Annotated in this window: 10 protein-coding genes; 4 read left to right on the forward strand and 6 right to left on the reverse strand. The window is 69.1% G+C overall.

Translation table 11 applies throughout. The annotated features are described in order from the left end of the window. Nucleotides 1–10 precede the first annotated feature (10 nt). Both K8625_RS16745 and K8625_RS16750 read left to right on the forward strand, forming a co-directional pair. Nucleotides 11–1,618 carry a carboxyl transferase domain-containing protein gene (locus K8625_RS16745; RefSeq protein ID WP_223748632.1) on the forward strand — a complete coding sequence of 536 codons (1,608 nt, stop codon included), beginning with the start codon at nt 11–13 and terminating at the stop codon, nt 1,616–1,618. Nucleotides 1,619–1,627: 9 nt separating this feature from the next. Beyond that, entirely contained in the window at nt 1,628–3,640 is a 2,013-nt protein-coding gene (locus tag K8625_RS16750; protein WP_223748631.1) for an acetyl/propionyl/methylcrotonyl-CoA carboxylase subunit alpha, read from the forward strand. A gap of 144 nt (nt 3,641–3,784) precedes the next feature. Here K8625_RS16750 and K8625_RS16755 read toward each other — a convergent pair whose 3' ends face one another. From K8625_RS16755 to fdh, 5 genes are all read right to left on the reverse strand, one after another. After that, a complete protein-coding gene (locus K8625_RS16755) occupies nt 3,785–4,219 on the reverse strand; it encodes a hypothetical protein (RefSeq protein WP_223748630.1) in 435 nt (144 codons plus the stop codon). A 345-nt stretch (nt 4,220–4,564) separates the two neighbouring features. Beyond that, complete coding sequence (locus tag K8625_RS16760) at nt 4,565–5,671, reverse strand: isopenicillin N synthase family oxygenase (RefSeq protein WP_223748629.1); 1,107 nt, start codon at nt 5,669–5,671, stop codon at nt 4,565–4,567. Between the two features lie 112 nt (nt 5,672–5,783). Next, the gene (nrfD, locus tag K8625_RS16765) at nt 5,784–6,938 is read right to left on the reverse strand and encodes an NrfD/PsrC family molybdoenzyme membrane anchor subunit (protein WP_223748628.1); all 1,155 of its coding nucleotides are present in this window, start codon (nt 6,936–6,938) and stop codon (nt 5,784–5,786) included. After that, nucleotides 6,935–7,732 (reverse strand): 4Fe-4S dicluster domain-containing protein, encoded by a 798-nt coding sequence (locus tag K8625_RS16770; protein ID WP_223748627.1) that lies wholly within the window; start codon nt 7,730–7,732, stop codon nt 6,935–6,937. Before K8625_RS16770 ends, nrfD begins: the two co-directional genes overlap by 4 nt. Before the next feature lie 3 nt (nt 7,733–7,735). Continuing rightward, entirely contained in the window at nt 7,736–10,987 is a 3,252-nt protein-coding gene (gene fdh, locus K8625_RS16775) for a formate dehydrogenase (RefSeq protein WP_370641926.1), read from the reverse strand. Between the two features lie 588 nt (nt 10,988–11,575). Between fdh and K8625_RS16780 the strand changes: the two genes are divergently transcribed. Then, nucleotides 11,576–12,553 (forward strand): hypothetical protein, encoded by a 978-nt coding sequence (locus K8625_RS16780; protein WP_223783277.1) that lies wholly within the window; start codon nt 11,576–11,578, stop codon nt 12,551–12,553. Here K8625_RS16780 and K8625_RS16785 read toward each other — a convergent pair. Next, a complete protein-coding gene (locus K8625_RS16785; protein ID WP_223783278.1) occupies nt 12,523–15,405 on the reverse strand; it encodes a carboxypeptidase regulatory-like domain-containing protein in 2,883 nt (960 codons plus the stop codon). The genes K8625_RS16780 and K8625_RS16785 overlap by 31 nt on opposite strands. Before the next feature lie 381 nt (nt 15,406–15,786). Between K8625_RS16785 and K8625_RS16790 the strand changes: the two genes are divergently transcribed. Continuing rightward, nucleotides 15,787–16,350, forward strand: a complete 564-nt coding sequence (locus K8625_RS16790; RefSeq protein ID WP_223783279.1) for a phosphoribosylanthranilate isomerase — start codon at nt 15,787–15,789, stop codon at nt 16,348–16,350. The last annotated feature ends 54 nt before the right edge of the window (nt 16,351–16,404 follow it).

Raw genomic sequence — 16,404 nt, forward strand, 5'->3', positions numbered from 1 at the left:
GAACACCACCATGGCCATCCTCAAATCAACCACGGATACCCGCTCCGCCGACTTCCGCGCGAACGCGGAGGCGATGCAGAAGCTGGTCGGCGACCTGCGCGAGAAGGTGGCGCTCACGGCCAAGGGCGGCGGCGAGAGCTCCCGCCAGCGCCATGTCTCCCGAGGCAAGCTGCTGCCCCGGGATCGCGTCGAGCGCCTGCTGGACCCCGGCTCGCCGTTCCTGGAGATCGGCCAGCTGGCGGCCTGGAACATGTACGGCGGTGAGTCCCCGTCCGCGGGGATGATCGCCGGCATCGGCCGCGTCCAGGGCCAGGAGTGCATGATCGTCGCCAACGACGCGACGGTGAAGGGTGGCACGTACTACCCGATGACGGTGAAGAAGCACCTGCGCGCGCAGGAGATCGCCCAGGAGAACCGCCTGCCGTGCGTGTACCTGGTGGACTCCGGCGGCGCGTACCTGCCGCGCCAGGACGACGTGTTCCCGGACCGGGAGCACTTCGGCCGCATCTTCTTCAACCAGGCGCAGATGAGCGCGGCGGGCATCCCGCAGATCGCCGTGGTGATGGGCTCGTGCACGGCGGGCGGCGCGTACGTGCCGGCGATGAGCGACGAGACCATCATCGTCAAGAACCAGGGCACCATCTTCCTGGGCGGCCCGCCGCTGGTGAAGGCGGCCACCGGCGAGGTCGTCACCAACGAGGACCTGGGCGGCGGTGACGTGCACACGCGCATCTCCGGCGTGGCGGACCACCTGGCGGAGAACGACGCGCACGCGCTGTTCCTCGCGCGGCGGATCGTGGCGAACCTGAACCGCACGCGGCCGCACACGGTGGCGCTGGAGCGCTCCGAGGAGCCGCTCTACGACCCGAGCGAGCTGGGCGGCATCATCCCGTTCGACGCGCGCAAGCGCTACGACGTGCGCGAGGTGATTGCCCGGCTGGTGGACGGCTCGCGGCTGGACGAGTTCAAGGCGCGCTACGGCACCACGCTGGTGACGGGCTTCGCGCACCTCTACGGCATCCCGGTCGGCATCATCGCCAACAACGGCATCCTGTTCGGCGAGTCGGCGCAGAAGGGCGCGCACTTCATCGAGCTGTGCTCGCAGCGCGGCATCCCCCTGGTGTTCCTGCAGAACATCACCGGCTTCATGGTGGGCCGGAAGGTGGAGAACGCGGGCATCGCGAAGGACGGCGCGAAGATGGTGACGGCCGTGGCCACCGCGCGGGTGCCCAAGGTGACGATGCTGATCGGCGGCAGCTTCGGGGCCGGCAACTACGGCATGTGCGGCCGGGCGTATTCGCCGCGCTTCCTGTGGATGTGGCCCAACGCGCGCATCAGCGTGATGGGCGGCGAGCAGGCGGCGTCGGTGCTGGCCACGGTGAAGCGGGACGGAATCGAGGGCCAGGGCGGCACGTGGGCGAAGGAGGCGGAGGAGGAGTTCAAGGCGCCCATCCGCGCGCAGTACGAGGAGCAGGGGCACCCGTATTACGCCACCGCGCGGCTGTGGGACGACGGGGTCATCGACCCCTCGCAGAGTCGTCGCGTGCTCGGCCTTTCACTCTCGACCGTGTTGAATGCTCCGATTCAGGAGACTCGATTCGGCGTCTTCCGGATGTAGGACTCGACCATGTTCGAAAGTCTGCTCATCGCGAATCGCGGCGAGATTGCCTGCCGCATCATCCGCACGGCGCGTCGGCTCGGTATCCGCACGGTGGCCGTCTATTCGGACGCCGACGCGGGCGCCCGTCACGTCCGCCTGGCGGACGAGGCCGTCCGGCTGGGGCCTCCCGCCGCGCGCGAGTCGTATCTGGTGGTGGAGAAGCTCATCGACGCGGCGAAGAAGACGGGCGCCCAGGCCATCCACCCGGGCTACGGCTTCCTCTCGGAGAATCCCGTGCTCGCCGAGGCCTGCGCGGCGGCGGGCATCGTCTTCGTGGGGCCGAACGCCGAGTCCATCCGGGCGATGGGCTCCAAGTCCGCGTCCAAGGCGTTGATGGAGAAGGCGAAGGTGCCGACGACGCCGGGCTACCACGGCGACGAGCAGGGCGTGGAGCGGCTCAAGGCGGAGGCCCAGCGCATCGGCTTCCCGGTGCTCATCAAGGCGAGCGCAGGTGGCGGCGGCAAGGGCATGCGCCGGGTGGACCGCGCGGAGGACTTGGAGGCGCAGCTGGCGTCGTGCCGGCGCGAGGCGCTGGGCGCGTTCGGCTCGGACCTGGTGCTCATCGAGAAGTACGTCGAGCGGCCGCGACACATCGAGGTGCAGGTGTTCGGTGACACGCACGGAAACTACGTGCACCTGTTCGAGCGGGACTGCTCGGTGCAGCGGCGTCACCAGAAGGTGCTCGAGGAGGCACCGGCGCCGGGGATGACGGAGGCTTTGCGCGCGAAGATGGGCGAGACGGCCATCCTCGCGGCCAAGGCCGTGAACTACGTGGGCGCGGGCACGGTGGAGTTCATCGCGGACCCCGCGGGGAACTTCTACTTCATGGAGATGAACACGCGTCTCCAGGTGGAGCACCCCGTCACGGAGGAGATCACCGGCCTGGACCTGGTGGAGTGGCAGCTGCGGGTGGCCTCCGGTGAGCGGCTGCCGAAGACGCAGGCGGAGCTGTCCATCCGGGGCCACGCGATGGAGGCGCGCATCTACGCGGAGAACCCGGACGCGGGCTTCATCCCGTCCGTGGGTCGGCTGGTGCACCTGGTGCCGCCGGAGACGTCGCGGCACGTGCGCGTGGACACGGGCGTGGAGCAGGGGGATGAGATCTCCACGCACTACGACCCGATGATCGCGAAGCTGATCGTCTGGGGCGAGGACCGGGAGGCGGCGCTGCGGCAGATGCGCGAGGCGCTGGAGCGCTACCAGGTCGTCGGCGTGGCGAACAACGTGGAGTTCCTGGGCCGCCTGGTGAGGACGGCGTCGTTCTCCCAGGCGAACCTGGACACGAGCCTCATCGAGCGTGAGCGCGAGGCGCTGCAGCCGCCCAAGGGGGAGATTCCCGACGACATCTGGCGGCTGGGCGCGGTGGCGGTGCTCTCGCGGGCGCGTGACGAGGCCGCGAAGGCGGAGCCGGGCTCGCCGTGGGCGCAGCTGGATGGCTTCCGGCTGGGCGCGGTGGCGCCGTTCCTGGTGACGCTGCGTCACGGGGACGTGGTGCGGGAGATTCGCGCGGAGGCCTCTGGCCCTGGCACGTATGTGATGCGGGTGTCCGCTCCGGGGGGGCAGGACAGCGCGGCGCGGGTGCCGGTGCGGTTCACGGTGGGCGAGCGGGACGCGGTGACGCTGGCGTCGCCCGAGGGGACGGTTCACGCGACGGTGGTCCCGGTGGGGGCGCGCTGGAGCGTGTTCGCGCGAGGCCGGCGGTGGGAGCTGGAGTCGTTCGATCCGCTCGACGTCGAGGCGACGGCCCCGGAGGCGGAGGGCGGGCTGCGCGCGCCGATGCCCGGCAAGGTCATCGCGCACCTGGCCGAGGTGGGGGCGAAGGTCTCCAAGGGCACGCCGCTGCTGGTGATGGAGGCGATGAAGATGGAGATCACCATCTCCGCCCCGCGCGATGGCGTGCTCGCGAGCTTCCGTCATCACCCCGGTGAGCAGGTGAGCGAGGGGACGGAGCTCGCGGTCATCGAGGAGAAGGTGGCCTGAGGACAGCGGGGGCAGCGTCGTGGGTCTCCGACGCTGCCTTTGGTTCGTCGTGGAGTGAGGCTCGTGTCGTGGCCCGGCGCCGGATTCTCGCCGCCGCCTGGCGTCGCGGCACGCGCTCCCCCTGAACAGACTCTCAGGGGTTTTTCACGGGAGCCGACTGGAGTCGGATCCGCGCTGGGCGGCCGCCCGCTTGCGGAAGTCGATGATCGGCGACGCGTCGAGTCGCCACACCCCGTCGATGCGACGGAGCTCCATCGGGATAGGAGAGTCGGAGCCCTTCATGAGGACCCACTCGAACTTCTCCTCGATGCGGACGATCTTCATCTCGCGGTAGTGCTTGCCGAGTTCCTCCGCCACGTCCGCGGGGTAGGCCCCTTCCGACCATAGGATCGCCGCGTCCGGGTGGTCGATGAAGAGGGGGCGGATGGCCTGCTCACTGCCCGTGAGGTTCGCGAGCGCGAAGCGCCGATAGACATCCTCCGGAGAGCCGGGGACCTCAGGCTTCTTCGCGCATCCCGCCGCCATCACCAGACCCAGACTGAGCGCCACCATCACGGTCGTCGTACGTCCGCTTTGCATCTCGATATCTCCTGAAGCCTACTGCCATGATGTTCAGTGGTTTTTCGCTGCGAGCCTTGGCTGGGATGGCACGCATTGGATGTGCAATGCCTACATGAACAACTTATCAGCTACTTTTCGAGGGCCTGTCACCCTCGCGAACAGGATCCTGGAGGCCAATGCCTACATGAACAGCCCTTCAGCCATTTCCAGCCCTCTCGAGCAGCGATCATACAGGGGCCGTGACTCGCGCCTACATGCACGAACCATCAGGTAGGCCCGCATGAGAGGAGAGCAATCCAAGACAAGACAGACATGTCTATCAATGCAATGACAGACATGTCTGTCTTTTGGTTCGTCGCGGAGCTACTCGCCCGCGCGCTGCTGGTTGAGCCGGTCGTAGTGGCGGTAGCCCAGCTTGTCGAGCGCGCTCGGCGGCGCGAGGCCGATGTCCACGAGCGTCTTGATATCATACGTCCCCGCGAGGACCGGCGGCGCGTAGCTGCGGATGGCCGAAGGCGTGCGGAACTTCTCCAGCGGGAACAGCACCGCGCTGGTGTGCACATGCACGAAGTGCGCGGCGGACTGACGCTGCCAGCCCGCGACTCCGGGCGCCGTAATCACGTGAGGCGTCGCCAGGAACGTGCCGCCCGTGAGGATCTCCAGCTGCTGTCCCACCTGCGCCACGATGCAGCCCGCCGGCGCGGTGCCACGGACCTTACGGCCCTGCGGATCCTCGTCCGTCGCGCGCGTGCGCAGATACAGCCCGCTCTTGTCATCCGGGCTCGGCGCCGGCTTGCCCTCGGGGTTCAGGAACCGGCCACCGGGCAGCAGCGTGAGCAGGTTGAAGTCCGTGTGCTCCTCGCCCCAGACGATGTCCGTGTTCACCTGCTCCGGACGCAGTGGCAGGTACTGGAGCGCGCGGGTGATGTGCGGAGCCCGCTCGCAGAGCGCGGTGAAGGTGTCCTCGGGCAGCCCCAGCGCCACCGCCGAGCCTCGCAGCAGCTTGAGGCCCGCCTCGTGGAGCGAGCGCCCCAACGTCACGATGCCTTCCTGGAAGTACTCCGGCGCGTCGGGCGGCCAGACGTTCTCCGGATACAGCTCCGGGAACTCCATCGCCGCCACCTCGTCGTTGGGGTAGGGCGCGACGAAGTAGCACTCCTTGAAGTCCGGCTGCCCATTGCCGGCGACGGCCACCTCGGTGTTCGGCGGCGTCCAGCCCCGCTGGTACCAGAGCTCCGCGCGACCGTAGGGCTTCTTCGCCTCCGCCGAGCGCGCGATGAAGGCCGCGAAGGCGTCGTAGTAGCGATGGAGTGCCTGCGTGTCGACGCCGTGGTTCTTGATGTACACGAGACCGAAGACGCCAAACGCCTCACGCAGCGCCGCCGCGGCGCGCTCGATGCGGCTCGCCTCGCCGGAGGCAAGGTCTGCAAGGTCGACAGTGGGGATGTTCAGCGAAGAGGTCTCGGCCATGGTGCCCCCAGGTTTATCGCTCCTGGCGACCAAAAGGGAGGGCCTCGTGGGTGCCACTACCCCTGGTATCAGCGCCCCTCCCCAGACAGGGCCGAACCACCAGGGCCCGCACTCACCGCACCACGGGCAGCGGGAAGCTCCAGGGCTTCCCATCCGAAGCCACCGCGTGGCCCGTCACCTCCGCCGCCCCATGGCCCTGTCGCTGCGGCTTGAACGTCGCCTGCGGATTCCTCGCGGACGCCTGCCCTCCATGGAACACCGCGAAGCGCGCGGCCACCGCCCCCACCGTCGTCAGCACGTCCGCCGCCACCTGCTTCCAGCGCTGCCGCCCCGGGAGGGCATCCACCACCAACCCCGCCACCGAGCAGGCCCGGGAGGTCTTCCAGAGCGCCCCCGAGAGGCCCTCGGACAGCGGCCGGGCGACCTCCGGGGCACGGCGAGCGTCGAGCTCCACTGCGTGCGCCATCACCACCTCCGCGGCCTTGCCCGCGAGGCGATACGGCCGCAGCACGTCCGCATCACGCTCCGTGTGCGGCGCCAGGGACAGCAGGCTCCCCGCGCTCGCGCTCGCCGACGCCATGAAGAACAACGGCAGGGTGCGCCGCGTGGACTGCCACAGCGGCACCGCCGTGTTGTTGAGCAGCACCGCCGTGTAACCGGCCAAGGGCATCCCCAGCATGGCGGCCGAATACCCCGCGACCTTGCCGGTGACGCCGAGCACACCTCGCGACTTCCCCAGCACCAGTCCCACCGTGTTGAGCGCACCCGACAGCGCCAGCACCCACGAACCCACGCTCATCGGCGACGTGGGCCGGAACACTCGCAGCATGTTCAGGAAGCGCGTCGGGCGGCCCAGGTCGGCGATCAACAACCCCGCGCTGACCATGTCCCCCGCGGTCCCCAAGATCCGGCAGCGCCGCGCGAGCGGCTCCATCGACTTCTCGCCAAGCACGTCGATGGCCAGCCCCAGCAGGCTCGCCGCGCCCGCGACGCCGCCCACGAAGAGATACGCGGGCACCGTGGCGATCCACACCGGCTGCTTGATGGCGGCCAGCCCGTGGTAGCTCGGCGCATCCACCGTGTCCGCGACGAAGTGGGAAGGAACCCGAGCCTGGAACCCATGGGTCGGATTGGCGCTGTCCAGGTCCATCACCCGCTGCTGTGCGCCCTCGCCGAGCAAAGTCCCCAGGTCCGGGTTCACATTGCGGCCATCCGAGCGCCGCTGGAGCTTGTCCAGGAAGGTGTCTTCGGCGTCACGCGCGCTCATGGGTTCCCCCGGCGGCCGAGCAGCACCGCGCCCACGGCCATGGCCGCCATCCCCAGCGCCCCCACGGCCACCGCGCCCCAGGCCTGTCCGGCCTTCATCGTCGGGACGACGGGGTCGGGCGGCAGGTTGTAGACCTCCGGGCGATCCACGAGCAGGAAGAAGGCATTGAGCCCGCCCGTCCCAGGCTGGTTCGTCGCGTCCTTCCCGTAGAGATAGGCGCTGATGATGCCCTGCGAGTGCAGCTCACGCAGGCGGTTGTCCGCGCGCTCGTGCAGCACGTCGAGGTCCCCGTAGACGATGGACTCGGTGGGACACGCCTTCGCGCAGGCTGGCGTCATGCCCTCGCCAATCCGGTCGTAGCAGAGGGTGCACTTCCAGGCCCTACCGTCATCCGGTCTCCGGTCGATGACGCCGAAGGGACAGCCCACCACGCAGTAACCGCAGCCATTGCAGACATCCGGCTGGACGTAGACCGTGTCGAACTCCGTGCGGACGATGGCGCCCGTGGGACACGCCTCCAGACACCCCGCGCGCTGACAGTGTTTGCAGACGTCCGACACCATCAACCACGAGAAGTCGCCCACGCCCGTCGAGTGGCCCGGCATCGGCACCGGCCGCTCCACGAAGGCCACGTGCCTCCAGGTCGAGCAGCCCAGATCCCCGGTCTGGTCATAGGACATCCCGGTGAAGTGGAAGCCGTCATCGGGGAGCTGGTTCCATTGCTTGCAAGCCACCTCACAGGCCTTGCAGCCGATGCACACCGTCGAATCGGTGAAGAAGCCCTTGCGACTCATGCGCTATCGCTCCTCGTCCTTCTTCTCCTGCCAGGGGACATGGTCGACGTCGCCCGCGGCGAGGCTGTCGCGTCGGTGCGGCGCCAGGTCCGAGGGCAGGGCGGGAGGCGTGGCACCCGTCGCCGCCCGGGCCCGCGTGGCGTGGCGGCCCGCGATGAGGTCGCAGGTGAGCGCCTTCGACTCCTGGATGTCCACGTTGGGGTCGGCGACGAAGCCCAGCAGCTCATTCGCCCCATCCCCGCGCGAGCGGCCCGTCACGCCCCAGTGATACGGGATGCCCACCTGGTGCACCGACGTGCCGTTGAGCTTCAGCGGACGCATTCGCTCGGTGACGAGCACGCGGCACTCCAGGTCTCCGCGCGCTGTGCGCAGCGTGGCCCAGCCGCCGTTGCTCAGCCCCCGCTCGCGCGCCAGCTCGACGGAGACCTCGCAGAACTGCTCCGGCTGGAGCTCGCTGAGCCAGGACAGCCAGCGACTCATGCCGCCCGCCGTGTGGTGCTCGGTGAGCCGGTACGTGGTGAGGATGAAGGGGTAGCGCGGGTCACCCCACGCGCGGTGGTAGGGGTTGCCCTTGCGGTGCCACTCCAGCCGCGTCGGATTGCACTGCTGCCCGTAGAGCGCGTTCTTCACCGGCGACTCCATGGGCTCGTAATGCGTGGGCAGGGGGCCATCGAGCATCCCGCTCGGCGCGAAGAGCCAGGCCTTGCCGTCGGCCTGCATGATGAATGGGTCATCTCCCGCCAGGGACTCGATGCCCTTGGCGCCGGGAGGAGGGCGATGGTCCGGAGGTCGGTCCGCGATGCAGTCGGGGACATCCTCGCCGGTCCACTTCCGCTGCGTCTCGTCCCACCAGACGTACTTCTTCCGCTCGCTCCAGGGACGGCCCTGCGGGTCCGCGGAGGCCCGGTTGTAGAGGATGCGGCGATTGGCGGGCCACGCCCAGCCCCACTCGGGCGCCACCCAGGTCTGCTCGTGCCCTGGCTTGCGGCGCGCCGGCTGGTTCACGCCCTCCGCGTAGGCTCCGGAGTAGATCCAACATCCGCAGGCGGTGGAGCCGTCGTCCTTCAGCGCGGTGAAGCCGCTCACGGGCTGGCCATCTGTCACGGTGTAGCCGTTGATCTCCCGGAGCACCGCCTCGGCGCTCGGTTCCTCGAGTGCGCCGTGGGTCGGGTAGTCCCATGTCAACTGGCGCAGGGCCTGGTCCCTGGGCGCTCCCGAGGCCGCGTACAGCCGCTTGAGCCTCCGGCCCAGGTGGAAGGTGAAGTGCAGCTCGCTGCGCACGTCCTCGCGGGGCTCCACCGCGGCGTGGTGCCACTGGAGCATCCGCTGCGTGTTGGTGAAGGAACCGTCCTTCTCCGTGTGCGCGGCGGCCGGGAAGAAGAAGACCTCCGTGCGGATGTCCTCCGTCTTCACGTCGCCGCGTTGGACCTCGGGGGCCGTGCGCCAGAACTCGGCCGTCTCGATGAGCGTGAAGTCGCGCACCACCAGCCACTCGAGCTGACGCAGGCCCTTGCGCTGGAGCGCCCCGTTCATGGATCCCACCGCGGGGTTCTCGCCCATCACGAAGTAGCCCTTGATGCGGCCCTCGGCCATGTCGACCACCGTCTGCATGTGCGAGTGATTGCCGGTGAGCCGGGGCAGGTGCCGGAAGCCGAACTCGTTCTCCTCGGTCGCCGCGTCCCCGAACCAGGCCTTCAAGAGCGAGACGACGTACTTGGGGAAGTTGTTCCACCAGCCCGTGCTGGACGTGTGGGACGCCAGGTAGTCGGCCAGGGCAGGGGACTGCGTGGCGCTCGGCATGGGCAGGTAGCCGGGCAGCAGGTTGAACAGGGTGGGGATGTCCGTGGAGCCCTGGATGGACGAGTGCCCGCGCAGCGCGAGGATGCCGCCGCCGGGCCGGCCGATGTTGCCCAAGAGGAGCTGGAGGATGGTCGCGGTGCGGATGTACTGCACGCCCACCGAGTGCTGCGTCCAGCCCACCCCGTAGCAGAACGCCGTGGTGCGCTCGCGGCCGGAGTTGTCGCAGAGCGTCTGGGCGACCTTCAGGAACTGCTCCTCGGGGACGCCGCAGACCTTGGCGACGATGGCCGGGGTGTAGCGCTGGAAGTGGCGCCGGAGGACCTGGAACACACAGCGCGGGTGCTGGAGCGTGGGGTCCTTGATGGCCTCGGTGATGAGGGTGGCGTGCGTCTCGCCTTCACCCGCGCCGGGCTCCGCGTAGAGTTCCTTGTGGCCGGACGCGGGAGTGGGGCCCTCGACGCCCTCGTAGCTCCAGGAGCTGACGTCGTACTTGTTCTCCTTCGGCAGGAAGCCACTGAAGAGCCCGTCCAGGTACTCCGTGTCCTGGAAGTCCTCGCGCACCAGGTTGGCGGCGTTGGTGTAGTGGACGACGTACTCCTTGAAGTAGCGCTCGTGCTCGAGCACGTAGCGCACGAGCCCTCCCAGGAACGCGATGTCCGAGCCGACACGGATGGGCACGTGCTGGTTCGCCACGGCGCTGGTGCGCGTGTAGCGAGGATCCACGTGGATGACCGTCGCCCCCCGGGCCTTGGCCTCCATCACCCACTGGAAGCCCACCGGGTGACACTCGGCCATGTTGGAGCCCTGGATGAGGATGCAGTCAGAGTTCCGCAGGTCTTGTTGGAAGGTCGTGGCTCCGCCACGTCCCAGCGTGATGCCCAGACCGGGCACCGTCGATGAGTGTCATATGCGGGCTTGATTCTCCACCTGGACGATGCCGAGGGCGGTGAAGAGCTTCTTGAGGAGGTAGTTCTCCTCGTTGTCGAGCGTGGCGCCGCCCAGGTGCGCGAGGCCCAGCGTGCGCTGGACGCTGAAGCCGTTGACGTCGGTGTCCTCCCAGGTCTCGTCGCGGGTGCGCTTCACGCGCTCGGCGACCATGTCCATGGCCTGCTCCAGCGGGAGGCGTTCCCACTCGGAGCCGCCAGGACGGCGGTAGAGCACGTGCTGGACGCGGTGGGTGCCGGTGACGAGCTGGAAGGTGGCGGAGCCCTTCGGGCACAGGCGGCCCCGGGAGATGGGCGAGTCGGGGTCGCCCTCGATGTCGATGATGCGCTCGTCCTTGACGTAGATGTCCTGTCCGCAGCCCACGGCGCAGTAGGGGCAGACGGATTTGACGACGCGGTCCGCGCGAGCGGTGCGGGGCTCCAGCGTCCGGCTGCGCTCCGTCATGGCCGTATCACCGAGCGCCTTGACGTCGCCGCGCGCGATTTGACGCAGCACGGGCCAGCGGAGCATCAGATCGAGGATTCCCACGGCGGACCTCCCGGTCGGCGTCATGCCGGCGCGCGTCCGGATGATGGGGGCGAGCGCGCATGAAACAGTGGCTCTGAGCGGCGCGGTCACCCGCACACGTCAGGGGTCTGACGGTTCCGAGGATGAGTTGTCTTCAGGTGGATGGCTGTTTCAGGTCGACCCCGCACCCGGCTGTCGTCATCCCCCGCACCGCACGGGAATGAGAGTCGTTCCGTCGGACACCCTTCGGGTTGTTGCTGAACATTGCGCTGATTATCGTGCGTGGATGCGAGCAGAGATTCCGCGGATAGGCATTCCCTATCCGTCTGACATCAGCCCGGATGCGGAGGCCTGTCGCGCGCACACCTCGCGGTGGCCGTCATCGACTTCATGGCCTGGGGCCTCATCTTCGACGCCCCGTTCGACGGACCGCTGGGCCGAAACATCGAGGCCAGCCGCGCCTTCGAGGAGGCCGTTACAGCGACTCCGAGCAGCTCCGCTCCAAGGACGGCGCGTGGCCATGGGGCTCGCTGCTCCACCCTTCTCGGGAGCAAGCCAAGGCGTCGTGACGACAGCCAACAGGAGGGTTCCATGCACAGCCGCGTTCCTCGAATCGACCTTCGCTACGTCGCGGGCATCAGCCCTGACGTCGAGGCCACTCGGGCGCATACCCTGCATTGGCTGGCCTTCCAGGGACTCATCGTCCAGCCCGAAGCCCTGCGGACCTATGACGCGAGCCGGTTCGACCGGCTGTCCGCGAGGATGTGTCCGAACAGCCGGGGGGCGGGCCTCGACCTGGTGAGCGACTGGATGGGGTGGCTCTTCGTCTTCGACGACCAGTTCGATGGACCGATCGGCCTCGACCTCGAGGCGACCCGCGCCGTGCTGGACGAACTGTTGGCGGTGATCCAGGGCTCGGCCCCCCAGCGGTACCCCTCATCGCGCCTGGGCGCCGCCCTGGTGGAGTTGTGGGGGCGTTCGACCGCTGGCGCGAGTGCGTCCTGGAAGGCACGGTTCACCCAGGACCTCGCCGGGTACTTCGAGTCGTACTACCAGGAGGCGCGTGAGCGCACGCAAGGATGGCCCGTGGACCTCGAGACCTATCTGCGCACGCGACGGCTCTCGATCGGCGTCCTGCCGAGCCTCGACATCTGTGAACGCTCCGAGGGACTCGACGTTCCGCCCGCCGTGCATGGCACGGAGGACATGACGACGCTGCGCTCGCTGTGCACGGACGTCGTGGTGATGGTCAACGACATCTATTCAGCGCCCAAGGAGGCCGCGAGCGGGCAGATGCACAACATGGTGCTCCTCCTGATGCATCACGAGGGCTGTGGGCAGGCCGCCGCCATGGACCAGGTCGAGGGTGAGATCGCGAAGCGGGTCGAGACCTTCGCCGCCGTGGAGCAGCGGATACGACAGGGCGTCCAGTGCATCGAGACCTGGAGCGTCATCGACCGCGACATCGCCGCGATCAAGAACCTGATGCAAGGCACCACGGACTGGACCCGCGAGACGGCTCGCTACGCACAGCCGTCTCAGGGGGCTCGGGAGAGGGTGACGGGATAGGTCCTCGTGTCGCGCCGGATGATCAGGATGGCGGGGCTGCCCGGCGCCCCCAACTCACGCTCACGTGCCTCTCCCGCCGTCAGCACCGTGGCGCCATCGATGGACTGGACGATGTCTCCCACGCGAAGCGCATCGCCGTGCATGCTCTCGAGCACGCCGCGCACCAGGACGTCGTCTCCGGCCATCCCGAAGAAGATGCCCAGCCGCCCCGGCTCGATGCGCGGTGGGCCCAGCTTCCAGTCGCCCACATCCTGGCTCTTTCCCACCGCCAGCGTGAGCTTCTTCTCCGCGCGCTCCGTCTTCTCGCTCCAGGCGATGAGCCGGTGCTGGCCCGGCGCGACATCCTCCACCCGGAACCGCCCATCCGCGCCCGTGGGCGCCGAGGTCAGGCCATCCACGTCCACGAACGCCTGGGCAAGGGGCTTGCCCGCCTTGTCGACCAGCCGGCCCGAGATGGCGCCGCCCGCCTCCACCACGACGTCGACCTGGGTCGTCTGGCCCGCGACGCTCATCGTGTCCGCCTTGCCCGCGCGACCGTCGGGCAGCGTCACGGACACCGTCACGGCGCCTGGGTTGACGTCCTCGACCACGAAGCGATCTCCCGCGAGCTCCAGCTCCTGTCGCGACAGGAAGTCGTCCTCGCTCTTCGTCGCGGAGACCACCAGGCGGAAGCCCTCGATGCTCCGGCCTCCCGCCGAGCGGACCGCCCCCGTGAGCCGCCCTCCGGGCTGGAGCTGGATGACCAGCGACCTCTGCGTGGCCGGCACGGAGGGCAGGTCGCCCCGGCGCCCGCCATTCGTGGCCCAGATGTGCAGCGGCTGGGTGCCCAGTGAGTCGGCGACCAGCGTCACCTGTCCCGAGGCATCCGTGGAGTCCTCGAGGAAGATCTCGTTCTTGCCCGCCTCCGCCCCCATGACGGTGGCCGAGACACTCGGCGCGCCATTGGGTTCCAGCACCGTGACGGAGAGGGGACGCTCCGCCTCGCGGACCTGCAGGTCCACGCGCTCGGTCGCGCCCGCCTTCAGGTCGACGACCTTCTCCTGGTCGCTGTTCTGGTTGCCCACGTCGACGAGCCATGCGGCGACGCGGTAGCGCCCGGCTCGCACTCGCATGCTCCAGGTGCCGTCCGCCGCGGTGGGGATCTGATGTGCCTCCGTGCGCGCCGTGTCCGCGAGCTGCGCGAAGACCGTCACGGCCGCCGTGGGCACGCGCCCGTCCGCGAGCTTCACGGTTCCCTCGAGCGTGCCTTCGCCCCCCAGCTTGAGCTTCACCTGATGTGTCTGGCCGGGGCTCACCGCCACGCGCTCGCGGACATGGAGCTGACTGCCCGGCCGGCGCGCGGCGACGAAGACGTCACCCGGCGGGACGTCCTCGAGAACGAAGGCACCCTGTGCATCCGTCACCGACGTGAGCACGCCTTCCATGGGCATCATCCGCCAGCGACGCTCGGGGGTGACCTGGATTCCCGCGAGAGGTTGGTCGCTGTCGTCGACGACCGTGCCCTCGATGCGCCCATTGGCGTCCAGTTCGGCCAACATCTCGAAGCGCTGACCCGCGAGCACCGTGATGCCTTCTCGCCGCAGAACCCGGAAGCCCTTCGCCCGGACCGTCACCGAATAGGAACCCGGTGCGAGGTTCCCCGCATCGAAGCGTCCGTCCGTGCCGCTCGTGGCGCTCGCGACCTCGGCGGGGGCGGCGTCGAAGGTCGCCACCATGGTGCCCGGGGCGATGGACACCGTGGCTCCCGCGATGGGCACGGAGGTGCCCTTGCCGCGCACGATTCCCGTGAGAGACGCGGCGGCGCCCAGTCGGATGCGGACGTCACGGAGGGTCATCCCCGCGCCGACGACCGCGCGCTCCCGCGCGGTGCCCGTCAGCGCATCCAGCCGCGCCGACACTTGATAGACGCCCGGGGGCACATCGAGCGAAAACCCACCGCCCGCGCTGGTTTCCGTCTCGAACGTCTCGCCCATGCCCGTGGCCGTGACGCGAGCCCCCGCCGCCGGCTTGCCCTCCGGCAGCTCGACGAATCCCTCGATGAAGGCCGAGCCATCGAGCTCGACGACGAGTCCGGAGGCCGGAGCCTGGACCCGGGCGATGCGCCGGGTCGAGTGGGCGGGCGCCGTGACCTCGAGCTGGTATTCGCCGGGCGTGAGTCCTTCGCAGCGGAAGAGGCCGCGCTCGTCGGCCGAGGCTTCGTGACGTTCCTCCTCCGGAACGGAGGTGGTCGCGACGGAGGCGGAGGCCAGCACCGTGCGCGGCGTGAGCGTGAGCCTCGCGAGAGGGACGGGGGCCTTCGAGGCGCGCTCGACGACCGAGCCCGACAAGGTCACACCCTCGCCAAGGGTGAGGCGTACGGGCGTGAGTGCCTCGCCACGAGGACGGGTGAGCGACAGCCTCGCGGCGGCGAACCCCCGCGCCTTCGCGGTGACGAGGTACGGACCGGGCCTCGCGGGGAGTCGCAGCGTGCCCGTGGCGTCCGTGGTTCCTCGCCCCGCGACGAACCACGTGGGGCGGCCTGTCTCAGGTGAACGCGGCCCCTGGACGTAGAGCGATACCTGCGCTCCCTCGACGGGCCGCGAGCTTCCGTGGACTTCGACCTGGACGGTCCCTTCCTCCTCGCGCATCGCTTCGGCGACCGGAGGTGTACCTGTCGCGGGAGCCTGGGCCACGGTCCCTCGCGGGGTGGAGGGTGACGCAGGCTTCGCCTTGGCCGACTCACCACGAGAGGCGGAGTCGGACGCGGCGGGAATCGAGGCGTCTCCCCCCTCTGTCGACGCCGCGCGCCAGATGAAGAGCACACCCACGAGCGCCAGGCCGATCGCCACCGCGAAGACAGTCTTTCGACTCATTGTCCCTCCCGCGCTCATTCTCTCGCCAGACGGACCGGGAGTGCCAGTCCCTCGGCTGTTCGCCGCGACGTTGCAGGAACTCCGAGCGCTCGTGACTCGACGAAGACCGCATCCGACGAGCTTCGAGGTGGGCCTCGACAGGCGACGGAAGGCACCGAAGCGGCGCGTGCAGCGGCAAGGTGCCCGGCCGATGGACTTCTCCTTTCGCGGCTCCCTCTCGTTACCTATGTCGTCGTGCTGGCTCAGGCCCGCTCGAAGGATGGAGGAATCCGATGCAACCGGTGCGACATGTCCGGGTGAAGGTGTGCTGCATCTCGTCACGCGCGGAGGCGAGACTCGCGGTGGAGTGGGGGCGCCGATGCACTGGGGCTCGTCTCCAGGATGCCCAGCGGTCCCGGTGTCATCGATGAATCGCTCATCACCGAGCTCGCCGTCACCACACCTCCCGGTGTCTCCACCTTCCTGCTGACCTGTGAAGAGGACGCCGAGCAGCTCATCTCCCAGGTCCGTCGCACCCGCGTGAACACCGTGCAGTTCGTCGACAGCCTTCCGGTGGAGACACTGCGGCGGCTGCGCGCGGCGCTGCCCGCTGTGAAGCTGGTGCAGGTGGTCCACGTGGTCGATGCCGCGTCCGTGGAGGAGGCTTGTGCCGTCGCTCGCGAGGTGGATGCCTTGCTGCTCGACTCCGGCAACCCGTCCCTCGCGGTGAAGGAGCTGGGTGGCACCGGCCGCGTGCACGACTGGTCCCTCAGCCGGCGCATCCGTGAGGCGGTCGCCGTCCCTGTCTTCCTGGCCGGGGGCCTCAAGCCCGAGAACGTGGCGGAGGCGATTCAATCCGTGGGACCGTTCGGCCTGGACGTGTGCAGCGGACTGAGGACTTCGGGGGCGCTCGACGCCGACAAGCTCCAGCGCTTCATGCGCGCGGTGCGGGCCGCCGAAGGCTGAGTCGACGCGGGAAGGGCCCAGGGGAGGACAGCGGGCCTGGGCCCTCGGGCGATA

This window comes from Myxococcus sp. AS-1-15, from assembly GCF_020037055.1.
Taxonomy (GTDB): Bacteria; Myxococcota; Myxococcia; order Myxococcales; family Myxococcaceae; genus Myxococcus; species Myxococcus fulvus.

Excerpts from the sequence above, each read along its gene's own strand:
- K8625_RS16760 (WP_223748629.1), bottom strand. The coding sequence starts at position 5,671 with ATGGCCGAGACCTCTTCGCTGAACATCCCCACTGTCGACCTTGCAGAC.
- K8625_RS16755 (WP_223748630.1), bottom strand. The coding sequence starts at position 4,219 with ATGCAAAGCGGACGTACGACGACCGTGATGGTGGCGCTCAGTCTGGGT.
- K8625_RS16770 (WP_223748627.1), bottom strand. The coding sequence starts at position 7,732 with ATGAGTCGCAAGGGCTTCTTCACCGATTCGACGGTGTGCATCGGCTGC.
- K8625_RS16745 (WP_223748632.1), top strand. The coding sequence starts at position 11 with ATGGCCATCCTCAAATCAACCACGGATACCCGCTCCGCCGACTTCCGC.
- K8625_RS16750 (WP_223748631.1), top strand. The coding sequence starts at position 1,628 with ATGTTCGAAAGTCTGCTCATCGCGAATCGCGGCGAGATTGCCTGCCGC.
- K8625_RS16780 (WP_223783277.1), top strand. The coding sequence starts at position 11,576 with ATGCACAGCCGCGTTCCTCGAATCGACCTTCGCTACGTCGCGGGCATC.
- K8625_RS16790 (WP_223783279.1), top strand. The coding sequence starts at position 15,787 with ATGCCCAGCGGTCCCGGTGTCATCGATGAATCGCTCATCACCGAGCTC.
- K8625_RS16785 (WP_223783278.1), bottom strand. The coding sequence starts at position 15,405 with ATGAGTCGAAAGACTGTCTTCGCGGTGGCGATCGGCCTGGCGCTCGTG.
- nrfD (WP_223748628.1), bottom strand. The coding sequence starts at position 6,938 with ATGAGCGCGCGTGACGCCGAAGACACCTTCCTGGACAAGCTCCAGCGG.